The sequence below is a fragment of the Sodaliphilus sp. genome (assembly GCF_045598405.1).
Classification (GTDB): Bacteria; Bacteroidota; Bacteroidia; order Bacteroidales; family Muribaculaceae; genus Sodaliphilus; species Sodaliphilus limicaballi.
In genome coordinates this window covers 1-17,068 of sequence record NZ_JAZLLZ010000023.1, presented here as the reverse complement: position 1 = coordinate 17,068, position 17,068 = coordinate 1, and the positions used below count along the sequence as shown (strand labels likewise).

The window sequence follows — 17,068 nt, the reverse complement described above, 5'->3', positions numbered from 1 at the left end:
CGACAACCCCGCCAACAACGTGCGCTCAACCGACGGCTCACTGCCCCTCACCCCTTTCCGCACCGACCGCTGGTAACTTTGTAAAGGTTTAAATGTTTAAGGGTTTAAGAGTTTAAAATGCCATCATAGGGACGTCCCTGTGATGGCATTTTCTGCTTCTATTGCGAGTAACTATTCACCAATAGAGTATTTAGGGACTCCCCGCTCAGATCTCACAGATTTCACAGAATTTATATAACTCAACTTTAGCATATGGAACCATTTGAGTCTCACCAATTTGCTCCGATTAGCGTCCTGCTGGACGCATTTTTGCGGTTTACCTATACCCCCACCGCCACTACGCTCGGCGGTGGGGGTTATTCAGATATTGTCCTACTGGACAATAAATTAGCATCATTTATTATAAAAGCTAAAGTTGAATCTTGTTACAATTCACCTTATAGAAGGTAGCAAGCATATAAACCCAAATAAAGATTATAAACTTACAGAAAAATTTATATTTACACAAGGCAAACTAAAATTATGAAAATTAAACAAATCGCAAAGACAATGCGTGCCTGGATTACCGTCGTGATGGTGTGTGCCGGCATGTTTATGTCTCCCCGGGCAAGCGCTGGTGTTCCTTACCCCAACGACTTGTATCTTACCCAGGTGGGTGCTGTGACTTGCACTCTTGTAGGCAATGCTATGATGTTGCGTGCCCGCATGTACCTGAGCAACAACTCTACATGGACAGCTATTACCGAAGACTCTCTCGAACCCATCGGCTGGCTCGAGGGTGTGGGCATGCGCAATAGTTTCACTTGGAACTATGCCGGCAACTCGATCACAGTGAACTATGCCTACACTAATGGCCTCACTGTGGCATCGTTGCAGAATATCCTCGCTGCTCACCCTGAGGGCGTGGTGATCTACACTCCCAGCATCCCTCATGGCCAGTGGGTGACCGATGTTGAGAACGGCATCGTGTACAGTGCCGACACTTCGTGGTCGGGTTACTTCGGACGCCGTCCCATCACTAATACTTTGCAGGGACAGTACCTTGGCACTCAGGAGAATGTCCTTGCCAACGTGAGCAGTTACTGGTATGTTTCGTCCTACAACATCACTGCCAACACCAATTATGGCAACGGCGGCGGTAATAACGGCGGCGGCACTACCACCACTACTACCCAGAGCAGCCAGAACCTGCCCAATGGCACCTACCGCATCGCTTGCTACGGCGACATGAAGTATGGCCTTGACATTGATGCAGGATCGCAGGCCAACGAGGCCAATGTGCAGCTGTGGGAGTATGTGGGCTCTAATCAGCAGCACTTCAAGATGACCTTCAAGGACGACCACTACAACATCCAGGCCGTTCATTCGGGCAAGAACCTCGACTTCAAGCTTGCGGGCTCGACTGCCGGCACCAATGTGCAGCAGTATGAGATCGATGGCACTGATGTGCAGAACTGGTCGCTCCAAGATGCAGGCGACGGTGCTTACTACATCGTCAACCACAATGGCCTGTACATGGACGTGAACGGCGGCACTATTGCCAACGGAACTAACATCCAGGGTTGGACTGGCAACAAGAGCGATGCCCAGAAGTGGATCTTCATCGCTGTCGATGGCGGTCAGACTCTCCCCGATGGCGACTACAACATCCGCTCGGCCAAGAACTTCAACTATGGCGTTGACGTGGAAGGCGTTTCTACTGCCAATGCTGCCAATGTGCACCTGTGGGAAGTGGGCAACGGAGCTAACCAGAAGTGGACAGTGAAGTATCTGGGCAATGGCTACTACTCAATCATCGCCAAGCACAGCGGCAAGGCACTCAACGTGCACGGCGCTGAATACAAGGGCTATGCCAACGTGCAGCAGCACGACTATTCCGCTAATGACGCTGCATCGATGTGGATGCTCAAGGATGCTGGCAACGGCAACTTCTACATCATCAACAAGAACGGACGTTTCCTCGACATCGCCAACGGTGCCGTGGCCAACGGTTCTAACATAGGCGGTTGGTGCGGAAACTCTACCGAGGCTCAAAAGTGGAAATTTGTCACTGTCGATGGTACCCAGACACTGGCTAACGGCCTCTACCAAATACGCAGCGTGACCAACAAGAACCTGGGTCTCGACGTGGACCACGCGTCAAAGGACGACCATGCTAATGTGCTTCTCTACACCATCAGCACTGCCGATAACCAGAAGTGGGAGATCAAGTATTTGAGCAACGGCTTCTACTCAATCGTGGCCCATCATTCGGGCAAGGCCCTCGACGTGGAAAACGCTGGCATCGACAATTTTGCCAATGTGCAGCAGTATGCCAACACTGCCGCAACCAACGACGCTCAACAGTGGGCTATCAAGGACGCAGGCAATGGCGCTTATTACATTATTAACAAGAAGGGACTCTTCCTTGACATCAACGGCGGCACACTTGCCGACGGCACCAATATCCAAGGCTATGTGGGCAACGGCACACTGGCACAGAAGTGGATGTTCACCAGTGTTTCGACCGAGAAGACAGTTCCCGTCATCAGCGACATCAAGGTAACTAATGTCACTCCCAGCGGTTACACCGTTTCTTGCACCGTTACCGACAAGAACGGCATCAAGGAAGTGAAGATGCCCACATGGACCGCAGCCGGCGGCCAGGACGACATCGTTTGGCACCAGGCCACTATCAACGGCAACACCGCAACTTGCAATATCAAGATTGCCGACCACAAGAACGAGCGTGGCACCTACATCACACACGTCTATGCCTACAACAACCAGGACAACAAGACATCCAAGGCTGCTCCCGCAGTCACTGTTCCCGAGGTTGTGGTTGACACCGAGAAACCTGTGATCACCGACGTCAAGATCAGCAATATCAGCCAGGCAGGCTACACCGTGACTTGTACTGTCAATGACAATGTGGGCGTGACTTCAGTGAAGATGCCCACATGGACCAATACTAACGGTCAGGACGACATCAAGTGGCACGAGGCTGCCATCAACGGCAACACGGCTTCTTTCACAGTCAAGAAGAGCGACCACAAGAATGAGTTTGGTTTCTACATCACCCACATCTATGCCTACGACGAGGCTGGCAACAGCAACGCCGTGTCGGCCGGAACCATTGATGTTCCCGTGGCTAACGGAACTTACCATATCTCTTGCTTCGGCAACACCGTCTATGGACTTGATGTAACCGGCGCCAACACTGACAATGGCACCAATCTTGAACTGTGGGAGACAGTGAGCACTGCCAACCACCACAAGTTCAAACTCAACGAGGAGGGCGATGGCTACTACTCAATCAAGGACGTGAACAGCGGCAAGGCTCTCGACGTGGACAACGGCAAAGCAGAGGCTGGCACTAACGTTCAGATATATGACTGGAACGGCACACCTGCACAGCTGTGGAAACCCGTTCACAACGAGGATGGTTCTTATCGCCTTGTGAGCAAGCTCAACAGCAACCTCTCGCTTGACGTGAACGGCGGCAACATCGCCAATGGTTCTAACGTCCAGATATGGACCAACAACAACACCGTAGCACAGAAGTGGAGTTTCACTTCTACCACAGCGACTGCTGCCACCGGCAACGGCTATGCAACCTACCAGGGAGGCCGCGGCGGTTCGGGCAACATACTCGCTTATGGTGTTGATGTGTCAGAGCATCAGGGCGTGGGCTACAACTTCCAGGCTCTCAAGAATGCTGGTTACAGCTATGTGATCCTGCGTTGCGGTTTCGTGAGCCGCAAGGACTACCGCTTTGAGGAATACTACCAGGCTGCCAAGGCTGCCGGCCTCGACGTGGGCGTGTACTTCTACTCTTACGCTTCAACTCCTTCAGAGGCATTGTATGAGGCTAACCAGTGCCTCAGCTACATTGCCGGCAAGAAGTTTGAATACCCCATCTACTTCGACTTCGAGGATCCCTGTGCTTACGGTTCAGACTCTTACAACCTGTGCATGACATTCCTCAACCGCGTGGCTTCTCAAGGCTATCTCGTGGGTCTCTACGGTTATGCTTCATGGCTCGACGAGGATTACAGCGGCCACTGGGTTCCCACAGCACAAATCTGCCAGAAGTATGAGTGCTGGATTGCAAACTATCCTTACGCTAACTATGTAGATAACTATACCCAGAAGTATAAGACCCGTTACGGTATGTTCCAGTACACATCGGGCGCTTCATCGCAAGGTCTTGCTTATGGTGCCGGAATCGACACCGACATCTGCTTCAAGGACTATCCTTCAATCGTGCGTCAGCACGGCTTCAACGGCTATGCGGCATCTAGGACTCCCGTGGTTTACAATACTGGCGAGGGTGTGGTTGCCCCTGAAGAGGTGAGCGGTATCAACGAAGTCGATGTCAAGACTGTCAAGGATGTTCAGTACATCAACATCAACGGTCAGGTGAGCGATCGTCCATTCGACGGCATCAATGTGGTAGTAACTAACTACACCGACGGCAGCAAGGACGTGAAGAAAATCATGAAGTAATTCATCACATTCCACTTTAACAAACACTGGCTGGAGCAAAAAACTCCGGCCAGTGTTCTTTTTTACCGATTCTGTTAACGTGAAATTATAAATTTATGTGTAACTTTGAAGCATGAAAGAAGATACCAAGAAATCGCTTGACCTGTTGCTGTCGCCCATGTATCGCGACGACGCTCCTGGCGGAGCTGTGCTGATTGCCGCTGGCGGTGAGGTCGAGTATGAGTTTTATCGAGGCCTAGCCGACATGCAGTCGGGTCGTCTAATAGATGCCGACACGGTGTTCAACGTGGCGTCAATTTCCAAGCAGTTTGCCTCGGTGGGACTGCTACGGCTTGTTGACCGTGGGTTGGTGAGCCTTGACGACAGCATTGCCAAGTATTTTCCCGAGTTCAAGAGTCCGCACTGGCGCGACATCAAGTTGTGGCACGTGATGAGCCACTGCTCGGGTGTGCCCGACCTGCGTCCGCGCACCGACCGCAACTTCATGCTCTATTGCACCGACCGCCAGAGCCTTGAATACATGACTAGCCTCGACACTTTCAAGTTTGCTCCAGGCGAGACCTACGACTATATCAATCCCACTTACCAGTTGCTCTTCGGCATCATCGAGAGAGTCACAGGCATGGACTTTGACGACTACCAGCAGCAGGAAATATTCAAGCCGCTGGGCATGGCATCTACTTTCTACTTCGAGCCCGGTCGCGAGACCCCTCACACCGCCCATGGTTACATCATCAACGAGGACACCGTGGTGAGCGGCATTGATGCCGACTACGAGAAACACCGCAGCAAAGTAGATAACGACCATGTTGACGGCGAGGGGCGTCACTGGGCAGTGTGTGAGTATGGCATCGAGACATTCTTTGCCACCAAGGCCGACGGCGGACTCTACTCAACCTGCCGTGACTTGTTGCGATGGGAAAACGCTCTTTCAAGCAATGCTCTCATCAGCGAGAAACTGAAACGCAAGGCTTATAGCTGCATTACTGATGTGTCGTCAAGCACCGTGTGTGGCTACCAGAACCGTCCGCACACCCACTACGGCCTGGGATGGTTCATCGACACAACACCCGGCCGCGAGCGCAAGGTCTATCATACTGGTGACAACGGCGGATTTCAGGCTTATCTCGCCAAGTTTGAAGATAGTGGCAAAGTGGTGGTGATGCTCGAAAACCGCAACGACCGTGACCGATGGTCAACCCAAACAGCAATAGAAAACATTATTTTATAACATATTTAAAAACTATTGATTATGGATTTTTACGTAGCGAAAAACGGCCAGCAAACTGGTCCCTTCCCTGTAAATCAGTTACTAGCCGAGGGTGTAACTCCCGAAACCCTCGTGTGGTGTGACGGAATGACTCAATGGTTGCCGGCAAAGGACGTTGCCGAGATTGCACCCTTGTTCGCCCAAATGCCACCCCAACCACCCTACACACAACCCGCTTATCAACAGCCCGTCTATGCGCCGCCCGTATATGGTCCGCAAAGACCTCCTGTCGATAAAAACGTTGGCTTCGTTGACGCGTTGAAGATTTGCTTCTCTAAGTATTTCGACTTCTCTGGCCGTGCCCGCCGTTCAGAGTTCTGGTATTTTTCGCTATGGTCTTTTATCATCACGCTATTCACCTGCGGTATCGGTTTTCTAGCAGTTTTCATCCCTTCTATTGCAGTGTGCGTGCGATGACTTCACGACACTGGCCGCAGTGGATGGTGGTATGGAGCAAGCCTGCTGCTGTCTATACCACTCAACATCGTGACTTTTCTGATACAGTTTAATGGCGATACATCACTTTGGGTAGTATATATTATTCTATATCTTTGCAATATTGCATATAGTTTTGCATTGCTTTACTTCTATGTATGCGACTCGCAGCCTGGTGACAACGAATATGGCCCCAGCCCCAAGTATTGATAATTGTTAGTTTTTTGTAACGTTTGTTTGGCAATTCGAGTAGTTATTGCTATATTTGCAAAAAAATATAATTGTTATGAAATACTTTATCAGCGTGAATGGACAACAACAAGGTCCCTTCGAAGAATATGAATTGATGTCTCAAGGCTTGACACCATCAACACTTGTGTGGAAAGAAGGTATGGCTTCATGGGTACCAGCGAGCACTCTTCCTGAACTTGCTGCTTACATAACCTCTGCCCCTGTTGGCGGTTATGCAGCACCTGCGGCACCCGCCGGAGGGTATGCGGCACCCGTTGGCGGTTATGCTGCCCCTGCCTATGTGCAGCCCCCAGTGCAGCAGCCCACAGGTCCCATGCCCAAGACTTATTTGGCAGAATCTATTGGTATTATGTTGTGCTGCTGCCAGATTTTCGGTATCATTGGTCTTGTGCATGCGTCTGGCGTTAGTTCGGCCTACAATGCAGGAAGATATGCCGAGGCAGAGCAGAAATCACAGGATGCAAAGAAATGGGTAAAATACGGCCTCATTGCTGGCGTTGTCCAATATTTGCTCCTGGGTATATTCTATTTTGTGTATTTTTTCATTTTGATTGGTGCTGCCGCTAGCGGATATTAATAAATAGATTAAAATAATATTAAGGCTGCATTCCCCACAAGGAGTGCAGCCTGTTTTTTGAAGGAATCTTTGGTGTGTTATCGGCGCACCAGGTGATATAGTTCGCCGGCTATCATGATCACCGATGTGCCGCCTATGATGTATAGCCACTGCTTGAACGTCATGGGTACGCATGCAAACATACTGCCGCCATACTGCACGATGAGTATTTGACCCACTAAGATAACCAGTATCGTGGCAAAGAACAATTTGCTTTCCTTGATATTGTGGAATGCACTGTGTCCGCTGGCAAATGACTTGGCATTGAACAGGTTCCAGAATTGGAGGAACACAAATGTAGTGAAATATATCGAAACCTCTTGTGGTTCTATCGTCATGTCGTGCAGCGATGCGCCGCTTGTGCTGTGATGGTTGAGCAGGAAGTAGAATGCCCCAAGCATGATGGCCGAGAACAACAATCCGCAACCAGCAATGAATGCTGTCATCGGGCGTGTGATGATGCTGTCGGTGGCACGTCGCGGCATGTCTTTCATCACATTGAAGTTAGGAGGCAATGATGCAAGCGCAAGTGCTGCAAAGGTGTCCATGATGAGGTTCACCCATAGCATCTGGGTCACGGTGAGCGTGGGCTGCTTGCTCATGAACGAACCCAGGGCAACCACAAGGCATGCACACACATTGACTGTGAGTTGGAACAGGATGAATCGCTGGATATTGCGATACAGAGAACGTCCCCACAGCACAGCCTTGCTGATGCTGGAGAATGAGTTGTCCATGATAGTGATGTCGCTGGCTTCCTTTGCCACGCTGGTTCCGTCGCCCATGGAGAGTCCCACTTGCGCAGCATTGAGGGCCGGAGCATCGTTGGTGCCGTCGCCTGTCACCGCCACAACCTCGTCGCTTGCTTGCAGCAGTCTCACAAGGCGTGCCTTGTCGTCGGGGCGAGCACGGGCGAGTATTTTGAGCGAGTGAGCACGTTGCGAAGCTTCCTCATCGCTCAATGCCTGCCATTCGGGACCGGTGAGTATTGACTCGTCGCTGGTGTCATCGCTATCGTTCCACAGTCCGGCTTGTCGTCCCACCTCGCGTGCCGTGTGCGGAGTGTCGCCAGTCACTATTTTCACGTCGATGCCGGCGCTCCGGCATGTCTTGATAGCTTCGGGGATTTCTTCACGCACCGGGTCGCTTATTGCCACTATGCCCAGGAATGTGAGCGCCGGGCAGTGGTCGAGCGACAGAGTGCTTGATGGGTTGAAGTCCTGCGGCAATTCACAGTAGGCAAATCCTAGTGTGCGCATGGCACGGTCTTGGTATTGAAGCAGTTCGCTGGCAATGTATTCGGGCAACTTGTCGCTAGTTGCTTCTTCGCGTCCTGCCACGCCGCCGCAATATTTCCACATTATTTCGCTAGCGCCTTTCACAAGCAGCAGTTTCTTGCCTGTGAGGCTGCTCACCACTGCGGTGGCCATGTACTTGCGCTCGGTGCTGAATGGGAGTTGCGCGATGACTTGTGTTGCCTCGCGCAGTGCGATGTAATCGACTCCATGACCTTGCAGCCATAACAGTAGTGCTCCCTCGGTGGGATTGCCCAGAGCCTTGCCTTTGTCGTCGATAAAGGCAGTGGAGTTGCAAGCGATGCTCTCGCTGATTATTGCGCTGGCTTCATCCTTGCCTAGTGCGGGGTCTTCGCCCAGTTGATAGAAGTGGGCACTCGCTACTTGCATTTGGTTCTTGGTGAGGGTGCCTGTCTTGTCGGTGCAGATGATTGTTGTTGCACCCATAGTCTCGCATGCGTGCATCTTGCGCACCAGGTTGTTGCTTTGCAACATGCGTCGCATGCTCAATGCAAGGCTTAACGTCACGCTCATGGGCAGACCCTCCGGCACTGACACCACGATGAGCGATACTGCCAGCATTATAGTCTGCACGGTGTAGTGTATGATCTCCAGGCTGTTGTCGGGTATGCCGCTCATGAAGAACACGATAGCACGCCCTATCACTATGAGTGCGGCAATGATGTAGCTGCCGTAGGCGATGACTCGTCCCAGCTTGTCGAACTGCTTCATGAGCGGAGTTTCTAGCTGGTTGTCAATCTGAGCATCGGTATATACCTTGCCATACTCGGTGGCATCACCCACCTGTGTCACCTGCATTGTGCCATGCCCCTCGACCACGGTGGAACCTCGCATCACCATGTTCATGGGATAGGTGGCGTTAGTTTCTTGTGCCACGTCTTCCTCGCGGTGCGACTTGTGGGCTAGCGGTTCGCCAGTGAGCGAACTTTCGTTCACGCTCATTGTCATGCTGTTGAGCAGAATGCCGTCGGCTGGTACTTTCTCGCCTGCTTCAAGCAGGACAATGTCGTCCACCACCACATCGCGTCGTGGTACCGAGGTGATGCTGCCATTGCGTTTCACCTTTACCGGAATATCATCGTTGGTCTTGTTGAGCAATTCGAATTTCTTGTTGGCATTCACTTCTACCAAGAATCCCACCAGAGTTGCAAGCACGATAGCTACGAAGATGCCCGTGGGCTCAAGCAGGACTCCCAACGAGTCCTTTATGTTGAAGTATTCATAGGCCGCGATGCCTGCCGAGAGGAATAGGGCAATGAGCAAAATCTTGATGAGCGGGTCGTTGAATTTTTCCAAAAACTGGATCCACAGTGAGGTGCGCTTGGGAGGGGTGAGCACGTTAGCACCATGTCTCGCGCGGCTCTCGGTTACCTGCTGTGAAGTGAGTCCTGTGATATGTTGCTTGTTATCGGTCATTAAATTATTCAGTTTTTGATGAATTTGAGAGGAGTTCCGCAAGGTTCTTCGGCAAGGGAACCGTTGTTCCACGCCTTGGTGCCGTTGACATAGGTTGCAATCACCTGGTGGTGCAGCTGTGTGCCGGCAAGCGGTGTCCACCCGCACAGCGATAGCACGTCGTCATCGGTCACTGTGTGCGGTGTTTCGCAGCGTTGCACTATTGCGATGTCGGCATGGTAACCGGGACGCAGGAAGCCGCGGCGGTCGATGTCGAACAGACGTGCCGGGGCATGGCACATGCGCTCCACGATGGTTTCCACAGTGAATGTACCTTGCTCAACCATCTCCAACATTGTTACTAGCGAAAATTGTGCCAAGGGCATGCCCGATGCTGCCGTGATGCAGTTTCCTTGTTTCTCGTCGAGCAGATGGGGTGCATGATCGGTGGCTATGAGGTTGATCACTCCGCTGCTCACAGCCTTGCGCAGCGCGTCGCGGTCGCTGGCGGTCTTGATTGACGGATTCACCTTGATGCGGTTACCCAGCCTGTCGTAGTCATTGTCGCAGAACCACAGGTGTCCCACGCATGCCTCGCATGTGATGTCGGGGTGTTTGGTGCTGAACAGTTCGAGTTCGCGTGCCGTGGAAATGTGTAGCACATGAAGCCTTGTGTGACATTCCTGGGCGAGCTTGACAGCAGTATCGGTGCTCTTGTAGCATGCTTCTTCGCTGCGTATGGCCGTGTGCATTGTCACGGGCAGGTCGTCGCCATGCTTGTCTATCATGTCCTGGCGGTTGCGTGCTATGATGTCCTCGTCCTCGCAGTGCACAGCGAGGACGGCATTTATTTCCTTGAAGATGCGTCGCAGTGCGGTGGTATCGTTGACCAGCATACCTCCGGTTGATGAACCCATGAACACCTTCACGCCGCACACACGGCTGTAATCAATGCCTTTGAGCGTGTCTATGTTGTCGTTGGTGGCACCTATGTAGAAACTGTAGTTGACCATTGATGATTCTCGTGCGATATTCATCTTGTGGGCAATGGCTTCGCTAGTGGTGGTAGTGGGCTTCACGTTGGGCATGTCCATTACCGAGGTTATGCCTCCAGCCACGGCCGCACGGCTCTCGCTCGCCATGGTTGCCTTGTGGGTGAGTCCTGGTTCGCGCATGTGCACGTGGTCGTCGATAACACCGGGCATGACGTAGGCTCCGCGGGCATCGGTCACGGTGTCGCACACGTCGATGAGTTCTTGTGACGCATCGCCAGTGCCCACTCGGGCAATATATCCACCATTGATTACTATAAATCCGCGCTGTGCGGTTCCTTCATTGACGATAATGCCGTTGTGAATCAGTTCCATGATGTGAAAGGGTTATTTGCTTGCAGTGAGCTGTTTGTCGCGACGCTTGAACTTCTTTGAGCCGAAGATAGCCTCGAAGCGCAGTTTCATCACGCCGAACACTGCCTCGCCAAAGATGCTGCTGTTCATCTTGCTGGTGCCCAGCACGCGGTTGACAAAGACGATGGGCACTTCCTTGATTTTGAATCCCATGCGATAGGCGGTGAATTTCATTTCGATCTGGAAAGCATAGCCCTTGAATTCGATGGAGTCGAGGTTGATAGCTTCAAGCACCTCGCGCCTGTAGCACACAAAACCAGCAGTAGTGTCGCGCACTTTGAGTCCAGTGACGATGCGCACGTAGGCCGACGCATAGTAGGACATGAGCACACGCCCCATAGGCCAGTTCACCACGTTCACGCCAGTGAGATATCGTGATCCCACTGCCACGTCGGCACCCTGGTGGGCACATGCCTCGTGCAGTTCGAGCAACTTGCGCGGCGGGTGCGAGAAGTCGGCATCCATTTCGATGATAAATTCATATCCCTGCTCGAGCGCCCACTTGAAACCGGTGATGTAGGCCGTGCCTAGTCCCAGTTTGCCAGTGCGGTGCAGCACGTTCACGCGAGGCTCGCGGCTGGCTATGGCGTCCACGATGTCGCCAGTGCCGTCGGGCGAGTTGTCGTCGATGATGAGCATGTCGAAGCTGTGCTCTTCAATGCCGAGCACTGTTTCTATCATTTTTTCGATGTTTTCCTTCTCGTTGTATGTAGGTATGATAACTACGCTGTCTGATCTCATAACTATACTTTTTTCTTCTAAAATACAAAGTTACTATTTATTTCTTTACCATGAGCAATTTTTCTATTATCTTTGTGGAAAATTTTAAATAATTCACTAATATGAAGCGATATTTTACACTTTTAGCGGCCGTTGCAATAGTGCTTTGCGCATTTGCCCAGGTATCGGTGCGTCACTCTCGCATAGGCGATAAGATAACAGCCGACGGCGGTGCGTTGACTATCACTTGCATCGGAAAGAAGCAAAACTATAATTACCAGGACACAGCCACTCGCGACGAGGATATCCTCTCGCCCAAGTCGGTGAATTTCCATCCCGATGGTTCTCGCTACTATGTCAACTCCCTTGAAGGTTGTGCCACAGTGGTGTATGACATGAAGACCAATAAGAAGGTAAAGGTGATCCGTCACAACTTCAAGTCGGGGCAGGGAGAGCTGTGGAACACCCCCAGCGAGTATTACAAGTTCACGCATTACCCCGACGGTGCTTCACGCTCCTTCGGTGGCAAGCCTGTGGAAAGCGCCTTCTCGCATGGCGGTCGCTACTTGTGGGTGCCTTACTATCGCCGCACATTTGACATCAACGCACAGGATCCCAGTGCTATGGCAATCATCGACACTCGCACCGATAGCATCGTGCGCATGATGGAGACCGGTCCGCTGCCCAAGATGGTGGCAGTGTCGCACGACAACCGCACCGTTGCGGTGACACACTGGGGCAACAACACCGTGGGACTCATCGACATCAGCGACTCTGATCCCAAGAAGTGGCACCACCTGCCATACGTTGTGATTGAGCATGAACTGCAACTCAACTTCTCACTCTCGTCGAGCGTGGACCGTGACAGCAACAGCGGTTACAAGCTGCGCGGCACTGTCTTTGCCCCCGACGACCGCTACCTCTATGTGGGCCTCATGGGTGGCGACGGCATTGCTGTCATCGACATGAAGTCTCGTGAATATATAGGCAGGATAAGCGGCATCAGCAATCCGCGTCACCTCATCATCAAGAACGGCTACCTCTATGCTAGCTGCAACTCGGCGGGACTCGTGTGCCGCTTGCCGCTTGAGAAAATCACTAACGCCATAGCCCAGCGCAGCGGCAAGAGCATCAATGCCGGTGCTTGGCAAACCTGCAAGGTGGGCGGTGGCGCTCGCACCATTGAGGCATCGCCCAGCGGCAATTTCATCTTCGCCGCATGCAACTCGGCCAGCGAACTCTATGTGGTGGACACCCGCACAATGAAGACCATTCTCCAGGTCACCGTTGATTCCTATCCCGTGGGCCTGCACATCTCTACCGACGGCAGTTTCATCGTCACCACTTCGCAAGGACGTGCTGGCATGGGCGGCGGCAATGCCGTTGACCTCTTCAAGGTGGAGTATGCCGAGCCCGAAGTGTCGAGTGACCCTGCTCCCGTCGCACCTGCCGACAGCGTTGCAGCCAAAGACACCGCCAACACTCCGCAGGAGGGAAGTGCACTGCCAACCAGCGATTGGGTCAAAGATCACATCTGGTGGATAGCAGGCGCGGCACTTGCCCTGCTAATCCTCGTTGCTTACATCCGCTCACGCCGCAAGTGATGAACTTGCCTTAACCGTAGATTTCAGGATCTTCGGCGGCTAGGGTGGGGACGTCGTCGTCGGCTGTGGGAAGTTGGTAAGGACGAAGTGTGGGATGCTCAAGAAGGTGTAGCGTGGCAAGGAGTTGGTCAAGCGTGGCTTGGCGGCGATGGACACGTGTGAGCTGACATTCCCACAACACGATTACCAGCCAGCCTTGCGACTCGAGGTCGCTATGGTTCTTGTAGTCACGAATGCGGTTGTTGTATATCTTGTCGTGCCAGTATTGTTTGTTGGTTTCAGGGCTACGCTTCTGACAGCTGTGGCCGTGCCAAAAGCACCCGTTGACGAATATAACGACTTTGAGCCTGCCTATCACTATGTCGGGACGACCAGGCAAGTTCTTGCGGTGCAGACGGTAGCGGTATCCATGACTCCACAGGAATTGCCGCACAACTATCTCGGGACGAGTATCCTTGCCCTTGATGCTGCTCATGCAGTGATGGCGTTGCTGTGGTGTCATTTTATCTACCATAGTGTCATGCGGGGGCTTGTGATGTGTGTTTCTGGAAAATGAGCAGCAGCACCGACACGATGATGGCAACAAATCCAATGCCTATGAGCCACGTGAACTGCTCGCCCATGTAGAGCACACCTATGAGCATGGCGGTGAGCGGTTCCATTGCGCCAAGTATTGATGTGAGCGTGCTGCCTATCTTTTTGAGTCCCAAAATCAACATGAAATTGGATATTGCCGTGGGTATGAGTCCTAGCAGCAGGAGATAGCCTATAAGCCTGGGTTCGGTTGCCACATGGAAGCCTCCGTCGATGGCCACTGGCGAGACTGCCAGCAGCTGTAACGTGCTGAAAAGGAACACGAAGAAGGTGAGCTTGCTGCTCTCTAAGTTGCGCACCTTGAACACGGGCACAAGGACGAGGTAAATGGCGTAGGTGAGACCGGCAAGGAGTTCGATGCCCACACCGATCCATGAGATGTTGCCCTGCCCCGGCACGTAGCCCGACAGGCACGCCACGCCCGCTACTGCGAGCACGATGGCTGTGGCAATGCGCAGTGTGACACGCTCGTGGAAGAACATCATCATGATGATGCATGTGAAGATGGGGTAGGAGAACTGTATGGTAGTGGCGGCGCCGCTATCCATGAACTGATATCCGTAAATGAGTGTGAATGCACCCAGATTGTTGAAGATGGCGAGAATGAAGATGTGCCATGCGTCGTGCCAGGTGATTTTGAGCGATTGGCGCTGGCACAGCATGATGATGAGCATTGCCACGCTGCCAAGTCCGTAGCGATGAGTGATCACAGTGACGGTGTCCATGCCAGCGTCGAGACACGGCATGGAGAATAATGGTATCATGCCGAAGGTGCATGACGAGATGAGAGCTTCTATAAATCCTTTTGCCTTGGAGGACATTTTTTTTGGTTATTGGTTATTGGTTATTGGTTATTGGTTATTGGTTATGGGTTATTGGTTATTGGTTATTGGTTATTGGTTATTGGGTTTATTGGTTATTGGTTGCTACAAGAACACCAGCAGCAGGACTTGTGCCAGGATTACCCTGACGAACATGCTCAATGGATAGACTGTGGCATAGGCTAGGCTGGGCCGGTCGCTTGACAGAGTGTCGCTGGAATAGTTCATTGCCATGGGATTAGCCATTGCCCCGCTGAGCATGCCGCACACAGTGCCGTAGTCGAGGTTCATGACTCGCAGTGCGATGATGCCCACGATGAGCACTGGCACCACTGTGAGCACAAAACCTGCCGCAAGCCATGTGGCTCCCTCTGGACGCATCACGGTGGAGAGGAAGTCGGGGCCTGAATCGAGTCCCAGGCAAGCGAGATACAGCGCAAGGCCTATGGCACGCAACATGAGGTTGGCACTCTGTGTTGTGTAACTGTTCATGTGTATGCGAGGACCGAATGTTCCCATGAGAATGCCGGCGATGATGGGACCGCCAGCGAGACCAAGTTTCACTGGTGTAGAAATGCCAGGCAGGACGATGGGTATGCTTCCCAGCAGGAGGCCTAGTGTCATGCCCACAAACACAGAGATGAGTTTGGGCTCGTTGAGGTCGGCCACGGCGTTGCCCAGCACTTTCTCAACGTTTTTTATAGATTCGTCCTCGCCCACCACGATGAGCCGGTCGCCCAGCAGCAAGCGCAGGTCGGGGGTGGCAAGCAGCTGCACGCCGTTGCGGTTGATGCGGCTGATGTTCACTCCGTAGTGACGTCTCAGGTGCAGCGACCCCAGGCGTCGTCCGTTGATATTTGACTTGGTGATGAGTATAGCTTGCGAACTCAAGTTGCTGTCGATAGCGTTCCAGTCGATGTCATCTTTGTTCCAATCGGTGTTTTCCTGTTCGCCGAAGAGAATAGTCATTGCATCAGAGTCTTCCTCGTTGGTGATCACGAGCAGCCTGTCGCCTTCTTCGAGGACGGTTTGCGATGAGGGGATGCTCACTTTTCCGTTGCGCCACATGCGTGAGATGACAAACTTGAGGTGACTTATCTCGGCCACATCGGCCACTTTTTTACCGAAAATGCCGGGGTTGTGCACTTGGTAGGCAGCGATGAAGGTGGTGTCGGCATCCTCATTGTCGGGCTTGATGATGAGGTGATGTGTCTTGGCCATGAGTTTGCGCATGAAGAGCAACGCCAGAATCACCCCCACCACGCCCATGGGATAGGTGACAGCGCATCCCAGAGCGGCGCCGGTGGCCGAGACGTTGAGCGACGAGAGAGTTTGCTGTGCGGCAGCGAGTGCCGGGGTGTTGGTCGTGGCACCGCACATGATGCCCACGGCGTCGGCAAGGTTGATGCCGCAAGTCCAGGGCATGAGCACGGTGAGCACAAGGCTCAATAACACGACGCATAGTGCCAGCAGATTGAGCGACAGCCCGCTGTTGTGCAGCGAGTTGAAGAAGCCTGGGCCAACCTGCACACCGAGTGCATAGACAAACAGCACGAGTCCGAAGTCTTGGGCATATCGCTGCATCATCGGGTCGATGGAGAGCCCTAGGCTGCCGGCCATGATGCCTAGGAAAAAGACAAACGTCACGCCTAGCGAGATGCCCCACACCTTGACCTTGCCCAGAGTCAAGCCGCAGGCACACAGTATAGATAGCACAATGACGGCTTGCACAGCCGAGTGCTCTATGATAACGCTATGTAACCATTCATTCATAATCAAGGTGCAAAGTTACTCATTTTTTATTATATTAGTAGTGTGTGACGCAGGGTTATTTTCAAAAAGTGAAATCTATAAAGCTGGTTTTATTATGGAAATCTTTATTTTTTCGTTTTTATCGATTTTATCGAGATTATCGTTATTATCGATTTTATCGGATTTATCACTTTTATCACTTTTTTCGAGGTGTTTTGGACCAATTTTCTGGTCCAAAACGGAAGTGGGTTGCTTGTGGTGTGTTTCATTTCTCTTGTTTTTGTGCAAAAATAATGGGTGAACCATGATGGAGCACAATCAACTGGGCAACTTGAAACCGCCGCTGGGAGAACCGGAGATGGCTGGACCGCCGCAGGGGGGTAGGGGATTGCAACTGGG

At 52.3% G+C, this 17,068-nt stretch carries 12 protein-coding genes and 1 pseudogene; 6 read left to right on the top strand and 7 right to left on the bottom strand.

What is annotated here, in order from left to right; translation table 11 throughout:
• The first annotated feature begins 522 nt into the window (after nucleotides 1–522).
• From ACKI3C_RS02320 to ACKI3C_RS02300, 5 genes and pseudogenes are all read left to right on the top strand, one after another.
• Nucleotides 523–4,488, top strand: coding sequence for an RICIN domain-containing protein (locus ACKI3C_RS02320; protein WP_407401646.1), 3,966 nt, complete (start codon nucleotides 523–525; stop codon nucleotides 4,486–4,488).
• 112 nt (nucleotides 4,489–4,600) lie between these two features.
• Nucleotides 4,601–5,719 carry a serine hydrolase domain-containing protein gene (locus ACKI3C_RS02315; RefSeq protein WP_407401644.1) on the top strand — a complete coding sequence of 373 codons (1,119 nt, stop codon included), beginning with the start codon at nucleotides 4,601–4,603 and terminating at the stop codon, nucleotides 5,717–5,719.
• 21 nt (nucleotides 5,720–5,740) lie between these two features.
• The gene (locus ACKI3C_RS02310) at nucleotides 5,741–6,175 is read left to right on the top strand and encodes a GYF domain-containing protein (protein WP_407401642.1); all 435 of its coding nucleotides are present in this window, start codon (nucleotides 5,741–5,743) and stop codon (nucleotides 6,173–6,175) included.
• A gap of 12 nt (nucleotides 6,176–6,187) precedes the next feature.
• A pseudogene (locus ACKI3C_RS02305) lies at nucleotides 6,188–6,403 on the top strand (hypothetical protein); the annotation flags it as partial.
• Between the two features lie 76 nt (nucleotides 6,404–6,479).
• Entirely contained in the window at nucleotides 6,480–7,022 is a 543-nt protein-coding gene (locus ACKI3C_RS02300) for a GYF domain-containing protein (RefSeq protein ID WP_407401640.1), read from the top strand.
• A gap of 77 nt (nucleotides 7,023–7,099) precedes the next feature.
• Here the strand turns inward: ACKI3C_RS02300 and ACKI3C_RS02295 are convergent, their stop codons facing one another.
• The 3 genes from ACKI3C_RS02295 to ACKI3C_RS02285 are packed head-to-tail and all read right to left on the bottom strand — an operon-like array spanning nucleotide 7,100 to nucleotide 11,919.
• Complete coding sequence (locus tag ACKI3C_RS02295) at nucleotides 7,100–9,793, bottom strand: calcium-translocating P-type ATPase, PMCA-type (RefSeq protein ID WP_407401638.1); 2,694 nt, start codon at nucleotides 9,791–9,793, stop codon at nucleotides 7,100–7,102.
• 8 nt (nucleotides 9,794–9,801) lie between these two features.
• Nucleotides 9,802–11,139 (bottom strand): dihydroorotase, encoded by a 1,338-nt coding sequence (locus ACKI3C_RS02290; RefSeq protein ID WP_407401636.1) that lies wholly within the window; start codon nucleotides 11,137–11,139, stop codon nucleotides 9,802–9,804.
• A 12-nt stretch (nucleotides 11,140–11,151) separates the two neighbouring features.
• Nucleotides 11,152–11,919, bottom strand: a complete 768-nt coding sequence (locus ACKI3C_RS02285) for a polyprenol monophosphomannose synthase (RefSeq protein WP_407401634.1) — start codon at nucleotides 11,917–11,919, stop codon at nucleotides 11,152–11,154.
• Nucleotides 11,920–12,020: 101 nt separating this feature from the next.
• On the opposite strand from ACKI3C_RS02285, the gene ACKI3C_RS02280 reads away from it, so the two are divergent.
• Nucleotides 12,021–13,502: a YncE family protein gene (locus tag ACKI3C_RS02280; protein WP_407401632.1), complete on the top strand. Its 1,482-nt coding sequence runs from the start codon at nucleotides 12,021–12,023 to the stop codon at nucleotides 13,500–13,502.
• Between the two features lie 10 nt (nucleotides 13,503–13,512).
• On the opposite strand, the gene ACKI3C_RS02275 is transcribed toward ACKI3C_RS02280, so the two are convergent.
• From ACKI3C_RS02275 to ACKI3C_RS02260, 4 genes are all read right to left on the bottom strand, one after another.
• The gene (locus tag ACKI3C_RS02275; RefSeq protein ID WP_407401630.1) at nucleotides 13,513–14,016 is read right to left on the bottom strand and encodes a very short patch repair endonuclease; all 504 of its coding nucleotides are present in this window, start codon (nucleotides 14,014–14,016) and stop codon (nucleotides 13,513–13,515) included.
• Nucleotides 14,017–14,020: 4 nt separating this feature from the next.
• The gene (locus ACKI3C_RS02270; RefSeq protein ID WP_407401628.1) at nucleotides 14,021–14,917 is read right to left on the bottom strand and encodes a DMT family transporter; all 897 of its coding nucleotides are present in this window, start codon (nucleotides 14,915–14,917) and stop codon (nucleotides 14,021–14,023) included.
• Nucleotides 14,918–15,022: 105 nt separating this feature from the next.
• A complete protein-coding gene (locus ACKI3C_RS02265) occupies nucleotides 15,023–16,690 on the bottom strand; it encodes a putative transporter (protein ID WP_407401626.1) in 1,668 nt (555 codons plus the stop codon).
• 104 nt (nucleotides 16,691–16,794) lie between these two features.
• On the bottom strand, nucleotides 16,795–17,068 hold a 274-nt coding region (locus ACKI3C_RS02260), incomplete at its 5' end, for a hypothetical protein (RefSeq protein ID WP_407401624.1).